The organism is Variovorax sp. IB41, assembly GCF_016405905.1.
In the GTDB taxonomy this organism is placed as follows: domain Bacteria; phylum Pseudomonadota; class Gammaproteobacteria; order Burkholderiales; family Burkholderiaceae_C; genus Variovorax.
This window is the reverse complement of the sequence record NZ_JAEFCB010000001.1, coordinates 1,070,413-1,085,410: the sequence shown is the minus strand read 5'-3', so window position 1 is coordinate 1,085,410 and position 14,998 is coordinate 1,070,413. Positions and strand designations below refer to the sequence as shown.

15 protein-coding genes and 2 riboswitches are annotated in these 14,998 nt (G+C 67.7%); of the genes, 6 read left to right on the top strand and 9 right to left on the bottom strand.

The window, feature by feature from the left end; genetic code table 11:
- The first annotated feature begins 10 nt into the window (after positions 1-10).
- The 6 genes from JC881_RS05055 to JC881_RS05030 all read left to right on the top strand — a co-directional run bounded on the left by JC881_RS05055 (position 11) and on the right by JC881_RS05030 (position 3,852).
- Complete coding sequence (locus JC881_RS05055; RefSeq protein ID WP_198784562.1) at positions 11-223, top strand: DUF2945 domain-containing protein; 213 nt, start codon at positions 11-13, stop codon at positions 221-223.
- Positions 216-596, top strand: a complete 381-nt coding sequence (locus JC881_RS05050) for a DUF3140 domain-containing protein (protein ID WP_198784561.1) — start codon at positions 216-218, stop codon at positions 594-596. The genes JC881_RS05055 and JC881_RS05050 overlap by 8 nt, the downstream gene beginning before the upstream one ends.
- Positions 597-683: 87 nt before the next feature.
- Positions 684-1,736 carry an NAD(P)H-dependent flavin oxidoreductase gene (locus tag JC881_RS05045; protein ID WP_198784560.1) on the top strand — a complete coding sequence of 351 codons (1,053 nt, stop codon included), beginning with the start codon at positions 684-686 and terminating at the stop codon, positions 1,734-1,736.
- A 12-nt stretch (positions 1,737-1,748) separates the two neighbouring features.
- Positions 1,749-2,417 (top strand): alpha/beta hydrolase, encoded by a 669-nt coding sequence (locus JC881_RS05040; protein WP_198784559.1) that lies wholly within the window; start codon positions 1,749-1,751, stop codon positions 2,415-2,417.
- A gap of 147 nt (positions 2,418-2,564) precedes the next feature.
- Complete coding sequence (locus tag JC881_RS05035) at positions 2,565-3,488, top strand: DUF3014 domain-containing protein (RefSeq protein ID WP_198784558.1); 924 nt, start codon at positions 2,565-2,567, stop codon at positions 3,486-3,488.
- Between the two features lie 115 nt (positions 3,489-3,603).
- Complete coding sequence (locus tag JC881_RS05030; RefSeq protein WP_198784557.1) at positions 3,604-3,852, top strand: hypothetical protein; 249 nt, start codon at positions 3,604-3,606, stop codon at positions 3,850-3,852.
- Here JC881_RS05030 and gcvP read toward each other — a convergent pair whose 3' ends face one another.
- The 9 genes from gcvP to JC881_RS04985 form a co-directional block, all read right to left on the bottom strand.
- Positions 3,853-6,765: an aminomethyl-transferring glycine dehydrogenase gene (gcvP, locus tag JC881_RS05025; protein ID WP_198784556.1), complete on the bottom strand. Its 2,913-nt coding sequence runs from the start codon at positions 6,763-6,765 to the stop codon at positions 3,853-3,855.
- Positions 6,766-6,893: 128 nt separating this feature from the next.
- A complete protein-coding gene (gcvH, locus tag JC881_RS05020; RefSeq protein ID WP_198784555.1) occupies positions 6,894-7,265 on the bottom strand; it encodes a glycine cleavage system protein GcvH in 372 nt (123 codons plus the stop codon).
- 72 nt (positions 7,266-7,337) lie between these two features.
- Positions 7,338-8,510, bottom strand: coding sequence for a glycine cleavage system aminomethyltransferase GcvT (gene gcvT, locus JC881_RS05015; RefSeq protein WP_198784554.1), 1,173 nt, complete (start codon positions 8,508-8,510; stop codon positions 7,338-7,340).
- A 47-nt stretch (positions 8,511-8,557) separates the two neighbouring features.
- Positions 8,558-8,665: riboswitch (glycine riboswitch) on the bottom strand.
- 20 nt (positions 8,666-8,685) lie between these two features.
- A riboswitch (glycine riboswitch) is annotated at positions 8,686-8,760 on the bottom strand.
- Positions 8,761-8,803: 43 nt separating this feature from the next.
- Positions 8,804-9,370, bottom strand: coding sequence for a hypothetical protein (locus JC881_RS05010; RefSeq protein WP_198784553.1), 567 nt, complete (start codon positions 9,368-9,370; stop codon positions 8,804-8,806).
- A gap of 120 nt (positions 9,371-9,490) precedes the next feature.
- Positions 9,491-10,000, bottom strand: coding sequence for a L,D-transpeptidase Cds6 family protein (locus JC881_RS05005; protein WP_198784552.1), 510 nt, complete (start codon positions 9,998-10,000; stop codon positions 9,491-9,493).
- Between the two features lie 88 nt (positions 10,001-10,088).
- A complete protein-coding gene (locus tag JC881_RS05000; protein WP_198784551.1) occupies positions 10,089-11,381 on the bottom strand; it encodes a TRAP transporter large permease in 1,293 nt (430 codons plus the stop codon).
- 11 nt (positions 11,382-11,392) lie between these two features.
- Positions 11,393-11,905, bottom strand: coding sequence for a TRAP transporter small permease (locus JC881_RS04995; RefSeq protein ID WP_198784550.1), 513 nt, complete (start codon positions 11,903-11,905; stop codon positions 11,393-11,395).
- 203 nt (positions 11,906-12,108) lie between these two features.
- Positions 12,109-13,083 (bottom strand): TRAP transporter substrate-binding protein, encoded by a 975-nt coding sequence (locus JC881_RS04990; protein WP_198784549.1) that lies wholly within the window; start codon positions 13,081-13,083, stop codon positions 12,109-12,111.
- Between the two features lie 165 nt (positions 13,084-13,248).
- The gene (locus tag JC881_RS04985) at positions 13,249-14,946 is read right to left on the bottom strand and encodes an electron transfer flavoprotein-ubiquinone oxidoreductase (protein WP_198784548.1); all 1,698 of its coding nucleotides are present in this window, start codon (positions 14,944-14,946) and stop codon (positions 13,249-13,251) included.
- Positions 14,947-14,998 lie beyond the last annotated feature (52 nt).

Sequence of the window (14,998 nt, the reverse complement as noted above, 5' to 3'; positions counted from 1 at the left end):
GGCAACGCACATGAAGACCGAACCGAAGGTGGGCGACAAGGTCGCCTGGAGCACCTCCCAAGGCAAAACTACGGGCGTGGTGACCCGCAAGGTGATGGGCACCGCGAGCGTGAAGGGGCACACCGCCAAGGCGACCAAGGCCCATCCCGAGTTCGAGGTCAAGAGCAGCAAGTCGGGCAAGAAGGCGATCCACAAGACGGGCGCGCTTCAGAAAAATGGATAGCGCACGCCCGCCCGCCGCGGCCGATGCGGACACCGTGCGCGCATTCAAGCGCGCGGTCAACATGACGCCGCGGCAGTTGGGCGACTGGCTCGAAACCGACGACTCGCGCGCGGTCGGCTTCAAGGGCGCCAAGGGCAGAGAAGGCGGCGAATCGGTCGGCCATCGTTCGGGGCGGCGCATCGTGCGCCTGCTCGCGAAGGCCCGCGGCGAGCTCACCGCAGGCGACATCGCGCACATGCGCAAGGTCGTGGGCTACGTCAAGCGCCACCTGGCCCAGCGGCCCGAAGGCGACATCACCGAGACGCCGTGGCGCTACTCGTTGATGAACTGGGGGCACGACCCCAAGCATGCGCCGGGCAAGCGAGCCGCTTGATCGCCGAGCCCTGCGATGACCCCGCGGGCGCAGCGCCGCCCGGCTTGGCGGGACAATCGCGCCATTCGATCAAGAAGGAGCACCCGAATGGCCACGCTGCAGCAGATTCTCGGCACCGAACTTCCCCTCATCCAGGCGCCGATGGCCGGCATCCAGGTCAGCGCGATGGCCATCGCGGTGAGCAACGCAGGCGGGCTCGGATCGCTGCCTTGCGCGATGCTGAGCCCCGACGTGATGCGCAGTGAACTCACCGCCATCCGCGCCGGAACCGACAAGCCTTACAACGTCAACTTCTTCTGCCACACGCCGCCCGCGCCGAGCACCGAACGCGAAGCAACGTGGCGCGCCGCGCTCGCGCCGTACTACGCCGAATTCGGCATCGACGCGGCGAGCATCCCCACCGGCCCGGGCCGCAACCCCTTCAGCGCCGACGTGGCAGATGTTCTGGCCGAGTTCAAGCCGCCGGTGGTGAGCTTTCATTTCGGGCTGCCTTCCGCTGAGCTGCTCGCGCGGGTACATGGCTGGGGCGCGAAGGTGCTGGCCTCGGCCACGACGGTCGAAGAGGCGCTGTGGCTCGAGGCGCATGGCGCCGATGCGGTGATTGCGCAGGGGCTCGAGGCGGGCGGGCATCGCGGGCACTTCCTGTCGCACGACTTGACCAGGCAGCTCGGCACCTTCGCGCTGCTGCCGCAGTTGGTGCGCGCGGTGAAGGTGCCGGTGATCGCGGCCGGCGGCATCGCCGATGCCAACGGCGTGGCCGCGGCCATGGCATTGGGCGCCGCGGGCGTGCAGGTAGGCACCGCCTACATGCTGACGCCCGAGGCCACGACCAGCGCGATCCATCGCGCGGCGCTCAAGAGCGAAGCGGCGCGCCACACCGCGCTCACCAACCTCTTCACGGGACGCCCGGCGCGCGGCATCGTCAATCGTGTGATGCGCGAGCTGGGCCCCATCGGCGCGGCGGCGCCCGAGTTTCCGCTCGCCACCTCGGGCATCGCGCCGCTGCGCACGAAGGCCGAGGCGCAGGGCAGCGGCGACTTCTCGCCGCTGTGGTCGGGGCAGAACGCAACCGGCTGCCGCGAGGTGTCGGCCGCCGAAGTGACGCGCGCGCTCGCCCAAGGTTTTCACGCATCCCTCTGAACGAACGCATTCATGACCCAACTTCACCTGCCCCTCAAGTTTCTCGAACACAGCGCACAGGCCAACGTGCGCGAGCCCTGGCTGCTGGTGCTGATGCACGGCGTGGGCAGCAACGAGCAGGACCTGTTCGGCCTCGCGCGGCTGATGCCGCCGCAGTTCCACGTGCTGAGCCTGCGCGCGCCCTATGTGCTGTCGCCCGATGCCTACGCGTGGTTCGAGTTCGGCGTGCTCCCCAACGGCGAGCGGCAGATCGACGAAGAACAGGAGCGCGAGAGCCGCTTCCTGGTCGGCGAGATGATCGACTCGGCCGCGCAGCAGCTGGGCGTTCCGCCCGAGCGCGTCGTGGTGGGCGGCTTCAGCCAGGGCGGGATCATGGCGCTGTCGCTCTTGCTCACGCAGCCCGCGAAGCTGCGCGCCGCGATGGTGTGGCACAGCCGGCTGTTGTCGCAGGTGGTGCCGCACATCGCGCCCGCCGAGGCCTTCGAGGGCAAGGCGCTGTGGGTGAGCCATGGCAGCGCCGACAACGTGATTCCGCCGAGCGCGGCCGAGGTCACGCGCGAGCTGGCGCGCACGCTGCCGCTGGCGCTGTCGGGCTCGGACTTTCCGGGCGCGCACGAGCTGCGCCCGGCCGAACTGCAGGGCACGGTCGCGTGGCTGCAGTCGCTCAGCGCGCCGGCCTGAACCTTCGGGCGCGGTGCGTGGGCGATGCGTGGACGGTGCCCCGCGTCACAAGGCGTTACGAGCTCAGGCGTGAATGGGGTACCGATTGATGCAACATCGACCGACCTGTTGCATCACACAGCCTTCAGCAAAAAGGAACGTGCCGCCATGACCGACCACCCATCCTCGGACTCCCCAGGCTCCAGGGACACCCCCGAATTCCGGCCCCGCCGCGAGACGCCGATCGGCATGATCGTCGTCATCGGCCTCGTGGTGCTGGCCGCAGCGTTCTTCGGCTGGCGCTGGTACCAGCAACAGCAAAAAGCGCCCGAGCCCACGCCCGTGGCCGCGGCGCCCGACGACCGGCCCGCCGCGCCGCCCGCGGCCGCGGAGCCCACGGGCCCGCAGAACCCCGTCGATGCGCTCGCGCCGCCCGATGCGGCCTTGCCGGCGCTCGCGGAATCCGATTCGCGCGTGATGAAGGCGTTGAGCGAACTGATCGGCGGCAAGAACGCCTCGGCCTACCTGCGCTCCGATGGCATCGTGCGGCGCTTCGTGGCCACGGTCGACAACCTCGCGCGCGAGCAGGCGCCCGCCAGCGCCTGGCCGGTGCAGCCCACGGGACAGCGCTTCATCACCGACGGGCCGCAACAGGGCGGCACGCAGACCATCGCCGCGAACAACGCGGCGCGCTACAACGGCATCGTGCTGCTGGCCGAGACAGTCGATCCGGCCAAAGCGGCGACGGTGTACGCCAAGCTCTATCCGCTGTTCCAGAAGGCGTACGAGGAGCTTGGCTTTCCGGGCCGCTACTTCAATGACCGGCTCATCGCCGTCATCGACCACCTGCTGCAGGCGCCCGAGCCCAGCGGCCCGGTGCAGGTGCGGCTGGTCGAGGTGAAGGGCGACGTGCCTTCGCAGCGGCCATGGGTGCGCTACGAATACGTCGACGCGAAGCTGGAGTCGATGTCCTCGGGCCAGAAGATCATGGTGCGCATGGGGCCGGAGAACGAGCGCAAGGTGAAGGCCAGCCTGCGCGGCTTTCGCCAGCAGATCGCCACGGGCGAGCTGGCCAGGAAGAAGCAGCCCTGAGGCAATTTCGAGGGCGGGCCTTCGGGCTTGATCCGGCGCGCCGTGTAGGCGCGGACCGATTGCGCGCGGCGCCGGGGCCGGGGACCATGTGCTTTCCAATCACGAGGACAAGCATATGAACCAGATGAGCGTCGACCTCTACCAGAGTGCCACCGATCCGGAGAAATTCCTCGCGCTCCCCGCGGGCGTCAACCCCGCGGAGCTCATGGGCCCGATGACCTTCGACCGCGACTTCGCGCAGGTCAAGCGGTACCAGGAGGGCTTCGAGTTCAACCCGTCCGAGACCTACGCGGGCGTGAACGCCGCGAAGATCGCGGCGGACATCCTCACCGTGAAGTGGTCGATGTACCGCCGCGAAGGCTGATCAGCCTCGGGCGGCTTCGGTTTCCTCGTACTCGCCCACCGGCACGCAGCTGCAGAACAGGTTGCGGTCGCCGTAGACGTTGTCCACGCGGCCGATCGGCGGCCAGTACTTGGCCTGCTTGAGTTCGGCCAGCGGGAACGCGCCGAGTTCGCGCGAATACGGGTGCGCCCACTCGGTGCCCAGCAGGCTGGCCGCGGTGTGCGGTGCGTGCTTGAGCGGGTTGTCTTCCTTCGGCCACACGCCTTCCTCGATGCGGCGGATCTCGCCGCGGATCGCGATCATCGCGTCGATGAAGCGGTCCAGCTCCGCCAGCGGCTCGCTCTCGGTGGGCTCCACCATCAGCGTGCCGGGCACGGGGAAGCTCAGCGTGGGCGCGTGGAAGCCGTAGTCGATGAGGCGCTTGGCCACGTCTTCGGCGGTGACACCGCTCGTGTCCTTGAGCGGGCGCAGATCCAGGATGCACTCGTGCGCGACGTGGCCGTTGGGGCTCGCGTACAGCGTGGGGTAGTGGTCCTTCAGCCGCGCGCTGATGTAGTTCGCGCTCAGGATGGCCGTCTCGGTCGCGGCCTGCAGGCCCTTGGCGCCCATCATGCGGCAGTACATCCAGCTGATCGGCAGCACGGCCGCGTTGCCCAGAGGCGCGGCCGACACGGCGCCCACGCCGTTCGATGCGACGCCGGCCGTCGCATGGCCCGGCAGGTACGGCACGAGGTCTTCGACCACGCACACCGGGCCCACGCCCGGCCCGCCGCCGCCGTGCGGAATGCAGAAGGTCTTGTGCAGGTTCAGGTGGCTCACGTCGCCGCCGAATTCGCCCGGCGCGGCCACGCCGACCAGCGCGTTCATGTTGGCGCCATCGACGTACACGCGGCCGCCGTGTTCGTGCACGAGCTCGCAGAGTTCCTTCACGCGCGTCTCGAACACGCCGTGGGTGCTGGGGTAGGTGATCATCACGGCGGCCAGCTTGTCGCTGTGCTTCTCGCAGGCGCGCTTCAGGTCATCCATGTCGACGTTGCCCTGCGCATCGCAGGCCGTCACCACCACCTGCAGGCCCACCATCTGCGCGCTCGCGGGGTTGGTGCCGTGCGCCGACGAGGGAATCAGGCAGATGTTGCGGTGGCCCTGGCCCTTGGCCTCATGGAACGACTTGATGGCCAGCAGGCCCGCGTACTCGCCCTGCGAACCCGCGTTGGGCTGCAGGCTGATGCCCGCGTAGCCCGTCGCTTCGCAGAGCCACGCGCGCAGCTGCGCATCGAGCTGCGCGTAGCCCAGCTGTTGTTCGGCGGGCGCGAAGGGGTGGATGTTCGCGAACTCGGGCCAGGTGATGGGGATCATCTCGCTGGTCGCATTGAGCTTCATCGTGCAGCTGCCCAGCGGGATCATGCTGCGGTCGAGCGCGAGGTCCTTGTCCGAGAGGCTGCGGATGTAGCGCAGCATCGCCGTCTCGCTCTTGTGCGTGTTGAACACCGGGTGCGTGAGGAAGGCGCTTGTGCGGCGCAGGTCTTCGGGCAGGCGCGGCGCGGTGTTGGCCAGGTCGTCGAAGCGCGGCATCGCGGTGCCGGCGGGCACGAACAGGGCCCAGAGCGTTTCGACATCGGCGCGCGTCGTGGTCTCGTCCAGCGAGATGCCCAGGTGCTGCTGCAGCCGCTGGCGCAGGTTGACGCCGGCGGCGGTCGCGCGCTCGATGATCTTCGGCGTGTCGTCGCCGGTGCGGATCGTGAGCGAATCGAAGGCGAATTCGTTGACCGGCTCGCGGCCCATTTGCGCCAGGCCCTGCGCGAGGATGGCGGTGAGCGCCGCCACGCGCTGCGCGATGCGGGTGAGCCCGTCGGGCCCGTGGTACACGGCGTACATGCTGGCCACCACCGCCGGCAGCACCTGCGCCGTGCAGATGTTGGAGGTGGCTTTCTCGCGGCGGATGTGCTGCTCGCGCGTCTGCAGCGCGAGGCGGTAGGCGGGCTGGCCGTGCGTGTCGACGCTCACGCCGACCAGGCGCCCCGGCAGCGACCGCTTGAACGAATCGCGGCAGGCCAGGTACGCGGCGTGCGGGCCGCCGTTGCACAGCGGCATGCCGAAACGCTGGGTGGTGCCGCAGACGATGTCGGCATCCCATTCGCCGGGCGGCGCGAGCAGCGTGAGCGCGAGCAGGTCGGCGGCCACGCAGAAGGCGGCGTCGCATTGATGGGCATGGCCCGCGAGCGGGCGCAGGTCGTGCACGTGGCCGGTGGTGGCCGGGTACTGCGCGAGCACGCCGAAGAATTCACAGCTCGCCATCAGGTGCGGCAGCGTCTCGGAGACGGTGCTCACCTTCACTTCGATGCCCAGCGGCGCGGCGCGCGTCCTGATGACTTCGATGGTCTGCGGATGGCAGTCGCCCGACACCAGGAACACGTTGCTCTTGCTTTTCACGCTGCGCTTGGCGAGCGTCATCGCCTCGGCCGCGGCCGTGGCTTCGTCCAGCATCGACGCGTTGGCGATGGCCATGCCCGTGAGGTCGCACACCATCGTCTGGAAGTTGAGCAGGGCCTCCATGCGGCCCTGCGAAATCTCGGCCTGGTAGGGCGTGTAGGCGGTGTACCAGGCGGGGTTCTCCAGCACGTTGCGCAGGATGACGCCCGGCGTGTGCGTGCCGTAGTAGCCCTGGCCGATGAAGCTCTTGAACACCTTGTTCTTCGACGCCATCGCCTTCAGCTCGGCCAGCGCCTCGGCCTCGGTCACCGGGGCCGGCAGGCGCATCGGCTTCGCGCGGCGGATGGCCGCGGGCACGATGCCGTCGATGAGTTCGGCCCGCGTGGCCGAGCCGATCACCGGCAGCATGCGCGCCTCGTCCGCCGCATCGATGCCGATGTGGCGGGCGAGAAATTCTTCGGCGTTCTCTAGTTCTTGCAAAGAGGGAAGGGCGGGAATCGGCATGGCGGTGATATCGGCGTAAAAAAGAAGAGAGGCTCAGCGGTCGCCGCCGGGCCGCCCCAAGGCGGGCCGCGCCTTCCCCATGGGGGATGGCGAAGCACACGAAGTGGCAAGCCGAGGGGCGAACATTTTCAGGATTCGGCGGCGAACTTGTCGTACGTTGCGGCGTCGAGCAGTGCGTCGAGCTGTGCGGGCTCGCTCAGCTTGACCTTGAAGAACCAGCCGGTGGCCAGCGGGTCGCTGTTGGCGAGCGAGGGGTCGGCGCGCAACGCTTCGTTCACCTCGGTGATCTCGCCCGAGACGGGCATGAACACGTCGGCCGCGGCCTTCACCGATTCGACGACGCCGGCCACTTCGCCCTGCGCAAAGGTCTTGCCCACTTCGGGCAGGTCGACGAACACGACATCGCCCAGCGCGTCCTGCGCATGCACGGTGATGCCGACGGTGGCCGCGCCGCCTTCGGCCGAGACCCACTCGTGGTCCTTGGTGTACTTGATGCTCATGGGAAAACTCCTCGTGGAAAAAATTGAATCGGGATGCAGAGCCTAGCCGCGGTCAACCGCGATCAGCCTCGGTCATCCGCGGTAGTAGCGGGTCGGCACAAAGGGCATGGTCGAGACTTCCATCGGCACCGGCTTGCCGCGCACGATGGCCTGCACGCGCGTGCCGGGCTCGGAGAAGGCGGTGGCCACGTAGCCCATCGCGACGCAGCGGTCGGCGCTCGGGCCGAGCAGGCCGCTGGTGACGATGCCGATGTCCTGGCCCTCGAAGGATTGCAGCAGCGTGCCGTCGCGCACCGGAATGCGCTCCAGCGCGACGAGGCCGACGCGCTTGCGTTTCAGGGTGTCGTGGTCGGTGTGGCCGGCCGCGCCGACGGTCGCGGCTGTGAGTTGGGCAAGGATCTTGGCCGCGCCCGGAAAGCCGCCTTCGCGCGCACCGCCCGTGCGGCGCACCTTCTGCATCGCCCAGTTGAGCGAGGCCTCGACCGGCGTGGTGGTGGTGTCGATGTCGTTGCCGTAGAGGCAGAGCCCGGCTTCCAGGCGCAGCGAGTTGCGTGCGCCCAGGCCGATGGGCTTGACCTCGGGCTGGGCCAGCAGCAGGCGGGCGAGGGCGTCGGCGTCCTTGCCGGCCACGGAGATCTCGAAGCCGTCTTCACCCGTGTAGCCGCTGCGCGTGACGAAGGCCGCGATGCCGCCGATCTGCACCGCGCCGCCCGTCATGAACACGAAGCGCTCGATGCCGGGCGACAGTCGCGCCAGCGTGGCCGCGGCCTGCGGGCCCTGCAGCGCGAGCAGCGCGTGGTCGGGCAGCGGCTGCACCTCGCAGCGCGCGCCGATCTTCTGCTGGATGTGCGCGATGTCCGCCACCTTGCAGGCGCCGTTCACGATCACGAAGAGCGAGCCGTGGCCTTCGTTGAAGAACATCAGGTCATCGAGGATGCCGCCCTCGTCGTTCAGCAGCAGGCCGTAGCGCTGCTTGCCGGGGGCGAGGTCGATCACGTCGACGGGCATCAGGGTCTCGAAGGCGGCTGCGGCGTCGGGGCCGACGAGGCGCAACTGGCCCATGTGCGAGATGTCGAAGAGGCCGGCCGCATCGCGCGTGTGCCTGTGCTCGGCCATCAAACCGGCGGGGTACTGCACGGGCATCGAGTAGCCCGCGAAGGGCACCATGCGTGCGCCGAGCTCCACGTGGAGGTCGTACAGCGGCGTCTTGAGAAGTTGGGTATCGGGAGCGGAAGAAGCGGCCACGGGGCACTCCAAAGGGGCAGTCGAAATCCATGGCTGCAACGCCACGGGCCACCCCTGCTGTCCGCTTTACCTGAGAGATTCGCCCCACGATCGGGGTTTGCTCCTTCGGTGGGCCGGCGCACATGGTGCAACAGCCTCTCTCCAGCAAGGAAACGCCGGTGTGCACCGGCGTCTTGTCAGTCCTTTTGCCTGAGCGTTCGGGAATCCCCTGCGCCTTCGGCGGCCCCGTCGCGCGGGGCTCTCTCCTGACCCCGCCGAGTGTAGTGGATCGAGCGGGCCCGGAGCGCGTGGGGTCAGTGCACGATTTCGGCCGGCGGCAGCAGCCGCTCGATGCGCTCGCGCAGCGATTCGGCCCGCTCGACACCCGCCGTCTTCTCGATTTCGCTGAGCATCAGCGCGGCGATGGTGAGCATCGCCTCGCGGTCGCGCGCCTCGCGCAGGGCGTCGCGCATCTGCAGGGCGAACTTGGGGTCGCGCCGCACGAACATGCGCTCGCAGATGTCGAACAGGAACATCCGCGTGGTGGCGAGAGAGCGCTTGCCGTCGAAGTTGTCGGCCGTGGCGGTGAGCTGGATCGGGTTGGACGTGGGCACCGGCTCGGGCGGGGCAGTTGCCGCGGGCGGCTGTGCCGGCTGGGCTGCGGGCACGGCAGCGGCCGGCCGCGCATCCTGCAGATACCCCTTGCTCATCAGCGCCTGGATCGCCTGCTCCGCCTCGATGCGGCTCGCGAACAGCGGGCTGAAGTCGGTCAGCGAGCGCCGGCCATCAGCCATCAGCAGCAGCGCGCGCTCGCGCTGGCTGAGCGTGCGTTGCCCGCCCTGCAGTTCGTCGCGTGCCTTGTCGGTCTTGGTGGGAAACATGGCGGCCACAGCTTTCGAAAGATCGAAGGCTGCAGCATCGTTGCAGGCGGTGACATCTTCATGAACCTGTTTGACTTACAGGGGATATCACCGCCGCCGCGCCGTCTGGCGCTCGATTCTTCAGCCGCCGGTGCTTTCCTTGCGGATGAGCCACTTGTCGCCCACGCGCTGCAGTTCCAGCGTCTTGCGGTCGGTGCTCTTGAGCTTGTCGGCGCTGTAGACCTGCTTGAAGCGCGCGCTCGCGGTCTGGCCGCTCACGCTGATGACGAGGTCGTCGACCGCGACGCTGATCGCCGACTTGTTGGCGATGCGGGTGCGGCGCTCGGCCTCCCAGCGCTTCTTGTCCTGCTTCTTCGCGGGCGTGAAGTCGGGGGCGTAGGCCGCGAGGTAGCGGTCCACGTCGCGGGCCGACCAGGCCGCGGCCCAGGCGCGTACGGCGGCTTCGACTTCGGCGATGCCGGCGGAGGGCGCTGCTGCTGCGGCGGGAGCGGCCGCAGACGCCGGCGTGGGGGCCGGCGCCGCTGCGGCCGCGGAGGCCGCCGCAGCGGGTGGCGATGCCGAAGGTGGCGCGGCCAGTGCGGCGGTGGACAGCAGCCCTGCGGCGAGCAGGCAGGCGACGAGTCGGTTCATGGTGCGGTTCCCTCGGGTATCGATTGTTGGCGTGGCGCCGATTCTGGCAGCGAACCGTGGCGGGAGCAGAACCGCGCGCACGGCGCCGCTACTTGAACCCGAGCGCCCGCGGCAGCCAGGTGCTGAGCGCCGGCACGAAGGTCAGGATCATCAGCACCGCGCCGTGCGCCCACAGGAACGGCACCAGCTCTTTCACCAGCGCCGACATCGGCACCTTCGACACGTTGCAGGTCACGAACAAGAGGCCGCCCACGGGCGGCGTGATCATCCCGAGCGTGAGGTTGAAGATCACGATCATCGCGAAGTGCACCGGGTCCACGCCCAGCTTGATCGCCACGGGCGCCAGGATCGGCGCCAGCACCATCACCCCCGGCAGCGGCTCGATGAAGATGCCGAAGAGCAGCAGGAACACGTTGACGATGATCAGGAACATCCACGGGGAGAGGTTCATGCTGATGAGCCATTCGGCCATCTGCTGCGGAATGCCCTCGATGGTCAGCACCCACGCGAACGAGGCCGACAGGCCGATGATGATCAGCACCGAGGCCGAGAGCAGGGCCGAGCGCGAGAGGATGTCGGGCAGCATCTTCCACTCGAGCGTGCGGTAGATGAACTTGCCGCACACCAGCGCATAGAACACCGCGACCACCGACGCCTCGGTGGGCGTGAACCAGCCGGCGCGCATGCCGCCCAGGATCACCACCGGCAACAGGATCGCGGGAATCGCCTTCCAGGTGGTGACGAGAATTTCGCGCAGCGGCGGCGTCTGGCCGTCGCCCTTGTAGTTGCGCTTCTTCGAGACATGGAAGTTCACCACGCACATCGCCACCGCGATGAGGATGCCCGGAAAAATGCCGGCCGCGAACAGCGTGCCCACCGACACGCTCTCATCCTGCAGCGCGTAGATGATCATGATGATCGAGGGCGGAATGATCGGCCCCACGATGGCCGTGGAAGCCGTGAGCGCCGCCGCGTACGAGCGGTCGTAGCCGGCCTTGTCCATCATCTTGATGAGCATCGAGCCCGGCCCCGCCGCGTCGGCCAGCGCCGAGCCCGAGATGCCCGAGAAGAAGGTGAGCGACACCACGTTGGTGTAGCCCAGGCCCCCGCGCCGGTGGCCCACGAACTGGCCCGCGAAACGCAGCAGCACCTCGGTGAGCGAGCCGCCGCTCATGAGCTCGGCCGCCAGGATGAAGAAGGGCACGGCCATCAGCGGAAAGCTGTCGATGCCGGTGAAGGTTTCCTTCAGGAGCACCATGAGCGGATAGTTTTCCGCGAGGATCAGCGTGGTGACGGTGGAGAGCCCGAGCGCAAAGGCCACGGGCACGCCGATGGCCAGGAAAATGCAGGCCGAGACGATGAGAACGATGCTGGCATCCATGGTCGTTCTCCTTACAGCGACGCCGAGGCGTTGGCATCGAAGTGCGCGTCCGATGCGAACTCGCGCCGCAGCACATAGCCCCGCACCACCAGCAGCCAATGCACGATCAGCAGGATGCCGCCGAACAGCATCGCGCTGTAGATGTAGGCGAACGGAATCTGCGTCACCGCCGTGAGCTGGAACATCGTGCGCTGCATGTAGAGCCACCCGTACCAGACCATGAAGCCGAAGAAGGCGAAGAGCAGCGCAGCGACGAAGGCGCGCACCGCGATGGCGCCCGCGCGCGGCAGCGCGTCCTGCAGGTTCTCCACCGCGATGTGGCCGCCGTAGCGCAGCACCGGCCCGGCCCCGAGGAAGGTGAGCCAGATCATCATGTGACGCGACACCTCTTCGGCCCACTCGAGCGAGTTGCTCGTGGTGTAGCGCATGACGACGTTGGTGAAGATGATGACCGACATGGCGGCCAGCAGAAGAATCAGCGCCCAGCGGTTGGCGGCGAGAAAGTAGCGCTCGAAGGCTTGCACGTTGTTGTTCTCAAACTGAGCTCAAAAAAGAACCATGGGCTCGGACAAAAAACCGTTCGGCCTGAACCAAACAACCGTTCGGGCTGAGCTTGTCGAAGCCTTGCGCGGCGCTTCGACAGGCTCAGCGTGAACGGTGGGGGTGATCATTCCGAGAGCACCCCGTACCCGGTGGTGCGGGCGCGTCGTCGGAAAGACGGGATGGCTTACTGGACGTCCGTGATCTTCTTGATGTTGTCCGCGCCGAACTCCTTGGCGTAGCCCGCATAGGCCGGCTTGAGGGCTTCGCGGAAGGCCGCGCCGTCCACGACCTTGGTGACCTTCATGCCGTCTTTTTCGAGCTGGGCGATGCCGTTGTTCTCGTCGTCGTTGACCTTCTTGCGCTGGGCCACGGCCGCCTTCTTGGCGGCATCCACGAAGACCTTCTTGTCCGCGTCCGACAGCTTGTTCCACACCTTCGGCGAGAGCAGCAGCAGGGCGGGCGAATACACGTGGCCGGTGAGCGAGAGGTGCTTTTGCACCTGCGAGAACTTGGAGGCCAGGATCACCGGAATCGGGTTCTCCTGCCCGTCGACCGTGCCCTGCTGCAGCGCGCCGAAGAGCTCGGGGAAAGCCATGGGCGTGGGCAGGATGCCGAAGGTGCGGTAGCCGTCCATGTGCACCTTGTTCTCCATGGTGCGCATCTTCAGGCCCGCGGCATCGGCGGGCTTGACGATGTCGCGCTTGCTGTTGGTCATGTGGCGAAAGCCGTTCTCCGTCCAGGCCAGCGCGATGATGCCCTTGCTCGGGAACTTGGTGAGGATGTCCTGGCCGATGGGGCCGTCCATCACCTTGCGCGCGTGGTCGTAGTCGCGAAAGAGGAAGGGGATGTCCACGATCTTCACTTCGGGCACGAAGTTGCCCACGGGGCCGGTGGAGGTGTTCACCAGGTCCTGCGTGCCCAGCTGGATCGCCTCGATCTGCTCGCGCTCGCCGCCCAGCGCCGAGTTGGCGAAGTGCTGGCACTTGAAGCGGCCTTGCGTGCCCTTCGCGACCTCGTCGCAGAACACCGTGGAGCCCACGCCGTAGTGCGACTCCTTGGAGGTCGCGTAGCCGATCTTCAGCACCGTCGGTTGTTGGGCGAGGGCGGATGTGCACAGGGCGAGCGAAAGGCAGGCGGCGGCGATGTGGCCGAGTTTCATGGTGTCTCCGGGGGGAATGTTGTCAGGGGTCAGGAAAGCGTCAGGCGCGTTCGACTATGCCGCATGCGGGGGCTTCGGCATGTCGGGAGTTTCACGGACGCACACCCCGCAAGAAACGAAAAAGCCCTCCGAAGAGGGCTCTTTGGAACAAGCAGGCGGGGCGCCTTACATGCCCACGTAGTTCGGCCCGCCGCCGCCTTCGGGCGTGACCCACACGATGTTCTGCGTCGGGTCCTTGATGTCGCAGGTCTTGCAGTGCACGCAGTTCTGCGCGTTGATCTGCAGGCGCTGCTTGCCGTCCTCGGTGCCCACGAACTCGTACACGCCGGCCGGGCAGTAGCGGCTCTCGGGGCCCGCGAACTTCGCCAGGTTGATGTTGACCGGCACCGTCGCATCCTTGAGCGTGAGGTGCGCCGGTTGCTGCTCTTCGTGGTTCGTGTTGCTGATGAACACGCTGGAGAGCCGGTCGAAGGTGAGCTTGCCGTCCGGTTTCGGATAGACGATGGGCTTGCACTCGGCTGCGGGCTTCAGGTACAGGTGGTCGGGCTTGGTGCGGCGCAGGGTCCAGGGGATGTTGCCCTTCAGGAGCCACTGCTCGATGCCGTTCATGAGGGTGGCGACGCCCAGGCCCTTCTTGAACCAGGCCTTGAAGTTGCGCGACTTCTTCAGCTCGGCGTGCAGCCAGCTCTTCTCGAACGCGGCCGGGTAGGCGGTGAGCTCGTCGTGCTGGCGGCCGGCCTGCACCGCGTCGAAGGCGGCTTCGGCGCAGAGCATGCCGGTCTTGATCGCGGCGTGGCTGCCCTTGATGCGGCTCACGTTCAGGTAGCCGGCCTCGCAGCCCACCAGCGCGCCGCCCGGGAACACCGTCTTGGGCAGCGACTGCAGGCCGCCCGCCGTGATGGCACGCGCGCCGTAGCCGATGCGCTTGGCCGGCTTGATGCCCTTGGCCTCGTCGCCTTCCAGGTACCAGCGGATGTTGGGGTGCAGCTTCCAGCGCTGCATTTCCTCGAAGGGGCTCAAGTACGGATTGCTGTAGTCCAGGCCCGTGATGAAGCCCATCGTGACCTTGTTGTCCTCCATGTGATAGAGGAACGCGCCGCCGTAGGTGTCGCTCTTCATCGGCCAGCCGGCCGTGTGCAGCACGAAGCCGGGCTGGTGGCGCTGGGGGTCGATTTCCCACACCTCCTTCACGCCCAGGCCGTAGGTCTGCGGGTCGCGGCCTTCGTCGAGCTTGAACTTGCTGATCAGCTGGCGGCCCAGGTGGCCGCGCGAGCCTTCGGCGAACACCGTGTACTTGCCCAGGAGCTCCATGCCGAGCTGGAAGTTCTCGGTCGGCTCGCCGTCCTTGCCGACACCCATGTTGCCGGTGGCCACGCCGCGCACCGAGCCGTTGTCGTTGTAGAGCACCTCGGCGGCCGGAAAGCCCGGGAAGATCTCCACGCCCAGGTTCTCGGCCTGCTGCGCGAGCCACTTGGTGAAGGCGCCCAGGCTGATGATGTAGTTGCCGTGGTTCTGGAAGCACGCCGGCAGGAACGCGTTGGGGGTGCGCAGGCCCGACTTCTCGCCGAGGAACACCATCGCGTCGTCGGTGACGGGCTGGTTCAGCGGGGCGCCCAGTTGCTTCCAGTCGGGCAAGAGCTCGTTGAGCGCGCGCGGGTCCATGATGGCGCCCGAGAGGATGTGCGCGCCGGGCTCGGAGCCCTTCTCCAGCACCACGACCGAAATCTCTTTCTCGTGCTGGGCAGCCAGCTGCTTCAGGCGGATCGCGGTCGAGAGGCCCGCCGGGCCGCCGCCGACCACGACCACGTCGTATTCCATGGCTTCGCGAGGGCCGAACTGGGCAAGGATTTCGTCGTGGGTCATGTGGGTCTGGTCGATAATGTTTTGAGGCTCGGACGCTACGAGGGCGCGAAAC

Bases quoted from the DNA above. Each gene is read 5' to 3' on its own strand.
- JC881_RS05055 (WP_198784562.1), top strand. From the start codon at position 11: ATGAAGACCGAACCGAAGGTGGGCGACAAGGTCGCCTGGAGCACCTCC.
- JC881_RS05050 (WP_198784561.1), top strand. From the start codon at position 216: ATGGATAGCGCACGCCCGCCCGCCGCGGCCGATGCGGACACCGTGCGC.
- JC881_RS05045 (WP_198784560.1), top strand. From the start codon at position 684: ATGGCCACGCTGCAGCAGATTCTCGGCACCGAACTTCCCCTCATCCAG.
- JC881_RS05040 (WP_198784559.1), top strand. From the start codon at position 1,749: ATGACCCAACTTCACCTGCCCCTCAAGTTTCTCGAACACAGCGCACAG.
- JC881_RS05035 (WP_198784558.1), top strand. From the start codon at position 2,565: ATGACCGACCACCCATCCTCGGACTCCCCAGGCTCCAGGGACACCCCC.
- JC881_RS05030 (WP_198784557.1), top strand. From the start codon at position 3,604: ATGAACCAGATGAGCGTCGACCTCTACCAGAGTGCCACCGATCCGGAG.
- gcvP (WP_198784556.1), bottom strand. From the start codon at position 6,765: ATGCCGATTCCCGCCCTTCCCTCTTTGCAAGAACTAGAGAACGCCGAA.
- gcvH (WP_198784555.1), bottom strand. From the start codon at position 7,265: ATGAGCATCAAGTACACCAAGGACCACGAGTGGGTCTCGGCCGAAGGC.
- JC881_RS05010 (WP_198784553.1), bottom strand. From the start codon at position 9,370: ATGTTTCCCACCAAGACCGACAAGGCACGCGACGAACTGCAGGGCGGG.
- JC881_RS05005 (WP_198784552.1), bottom strand. From the start codon at position 10,000: ATGAACCGACTCGTCGCCTGCCTGCTCGCCGCAGGGCTGCTGTCCACC.
- JC881_RS05000 (WP_198784551.1), bottom strand. From the start codon at position 11,381: ATGGATGCCAGCATCGTTCTCATCGTCTCGGCCTGCATTTTCCTGGCC.
- JC881_RS04990 (WP_198784549.1), bottom strand. From the start codon at position 13,083: ATGAAACTCGGCCACATCGCCGCCGCCTGCCTTTCGCTCGCCCTGTGC.
- JC881_RS04985 (WP_198784548.1), bottom strand. From the start codon at position 14,946: ATGACCCACGACGAAATCCTTGCCCAGTTCGGCCCTCGCGAAGCCATG.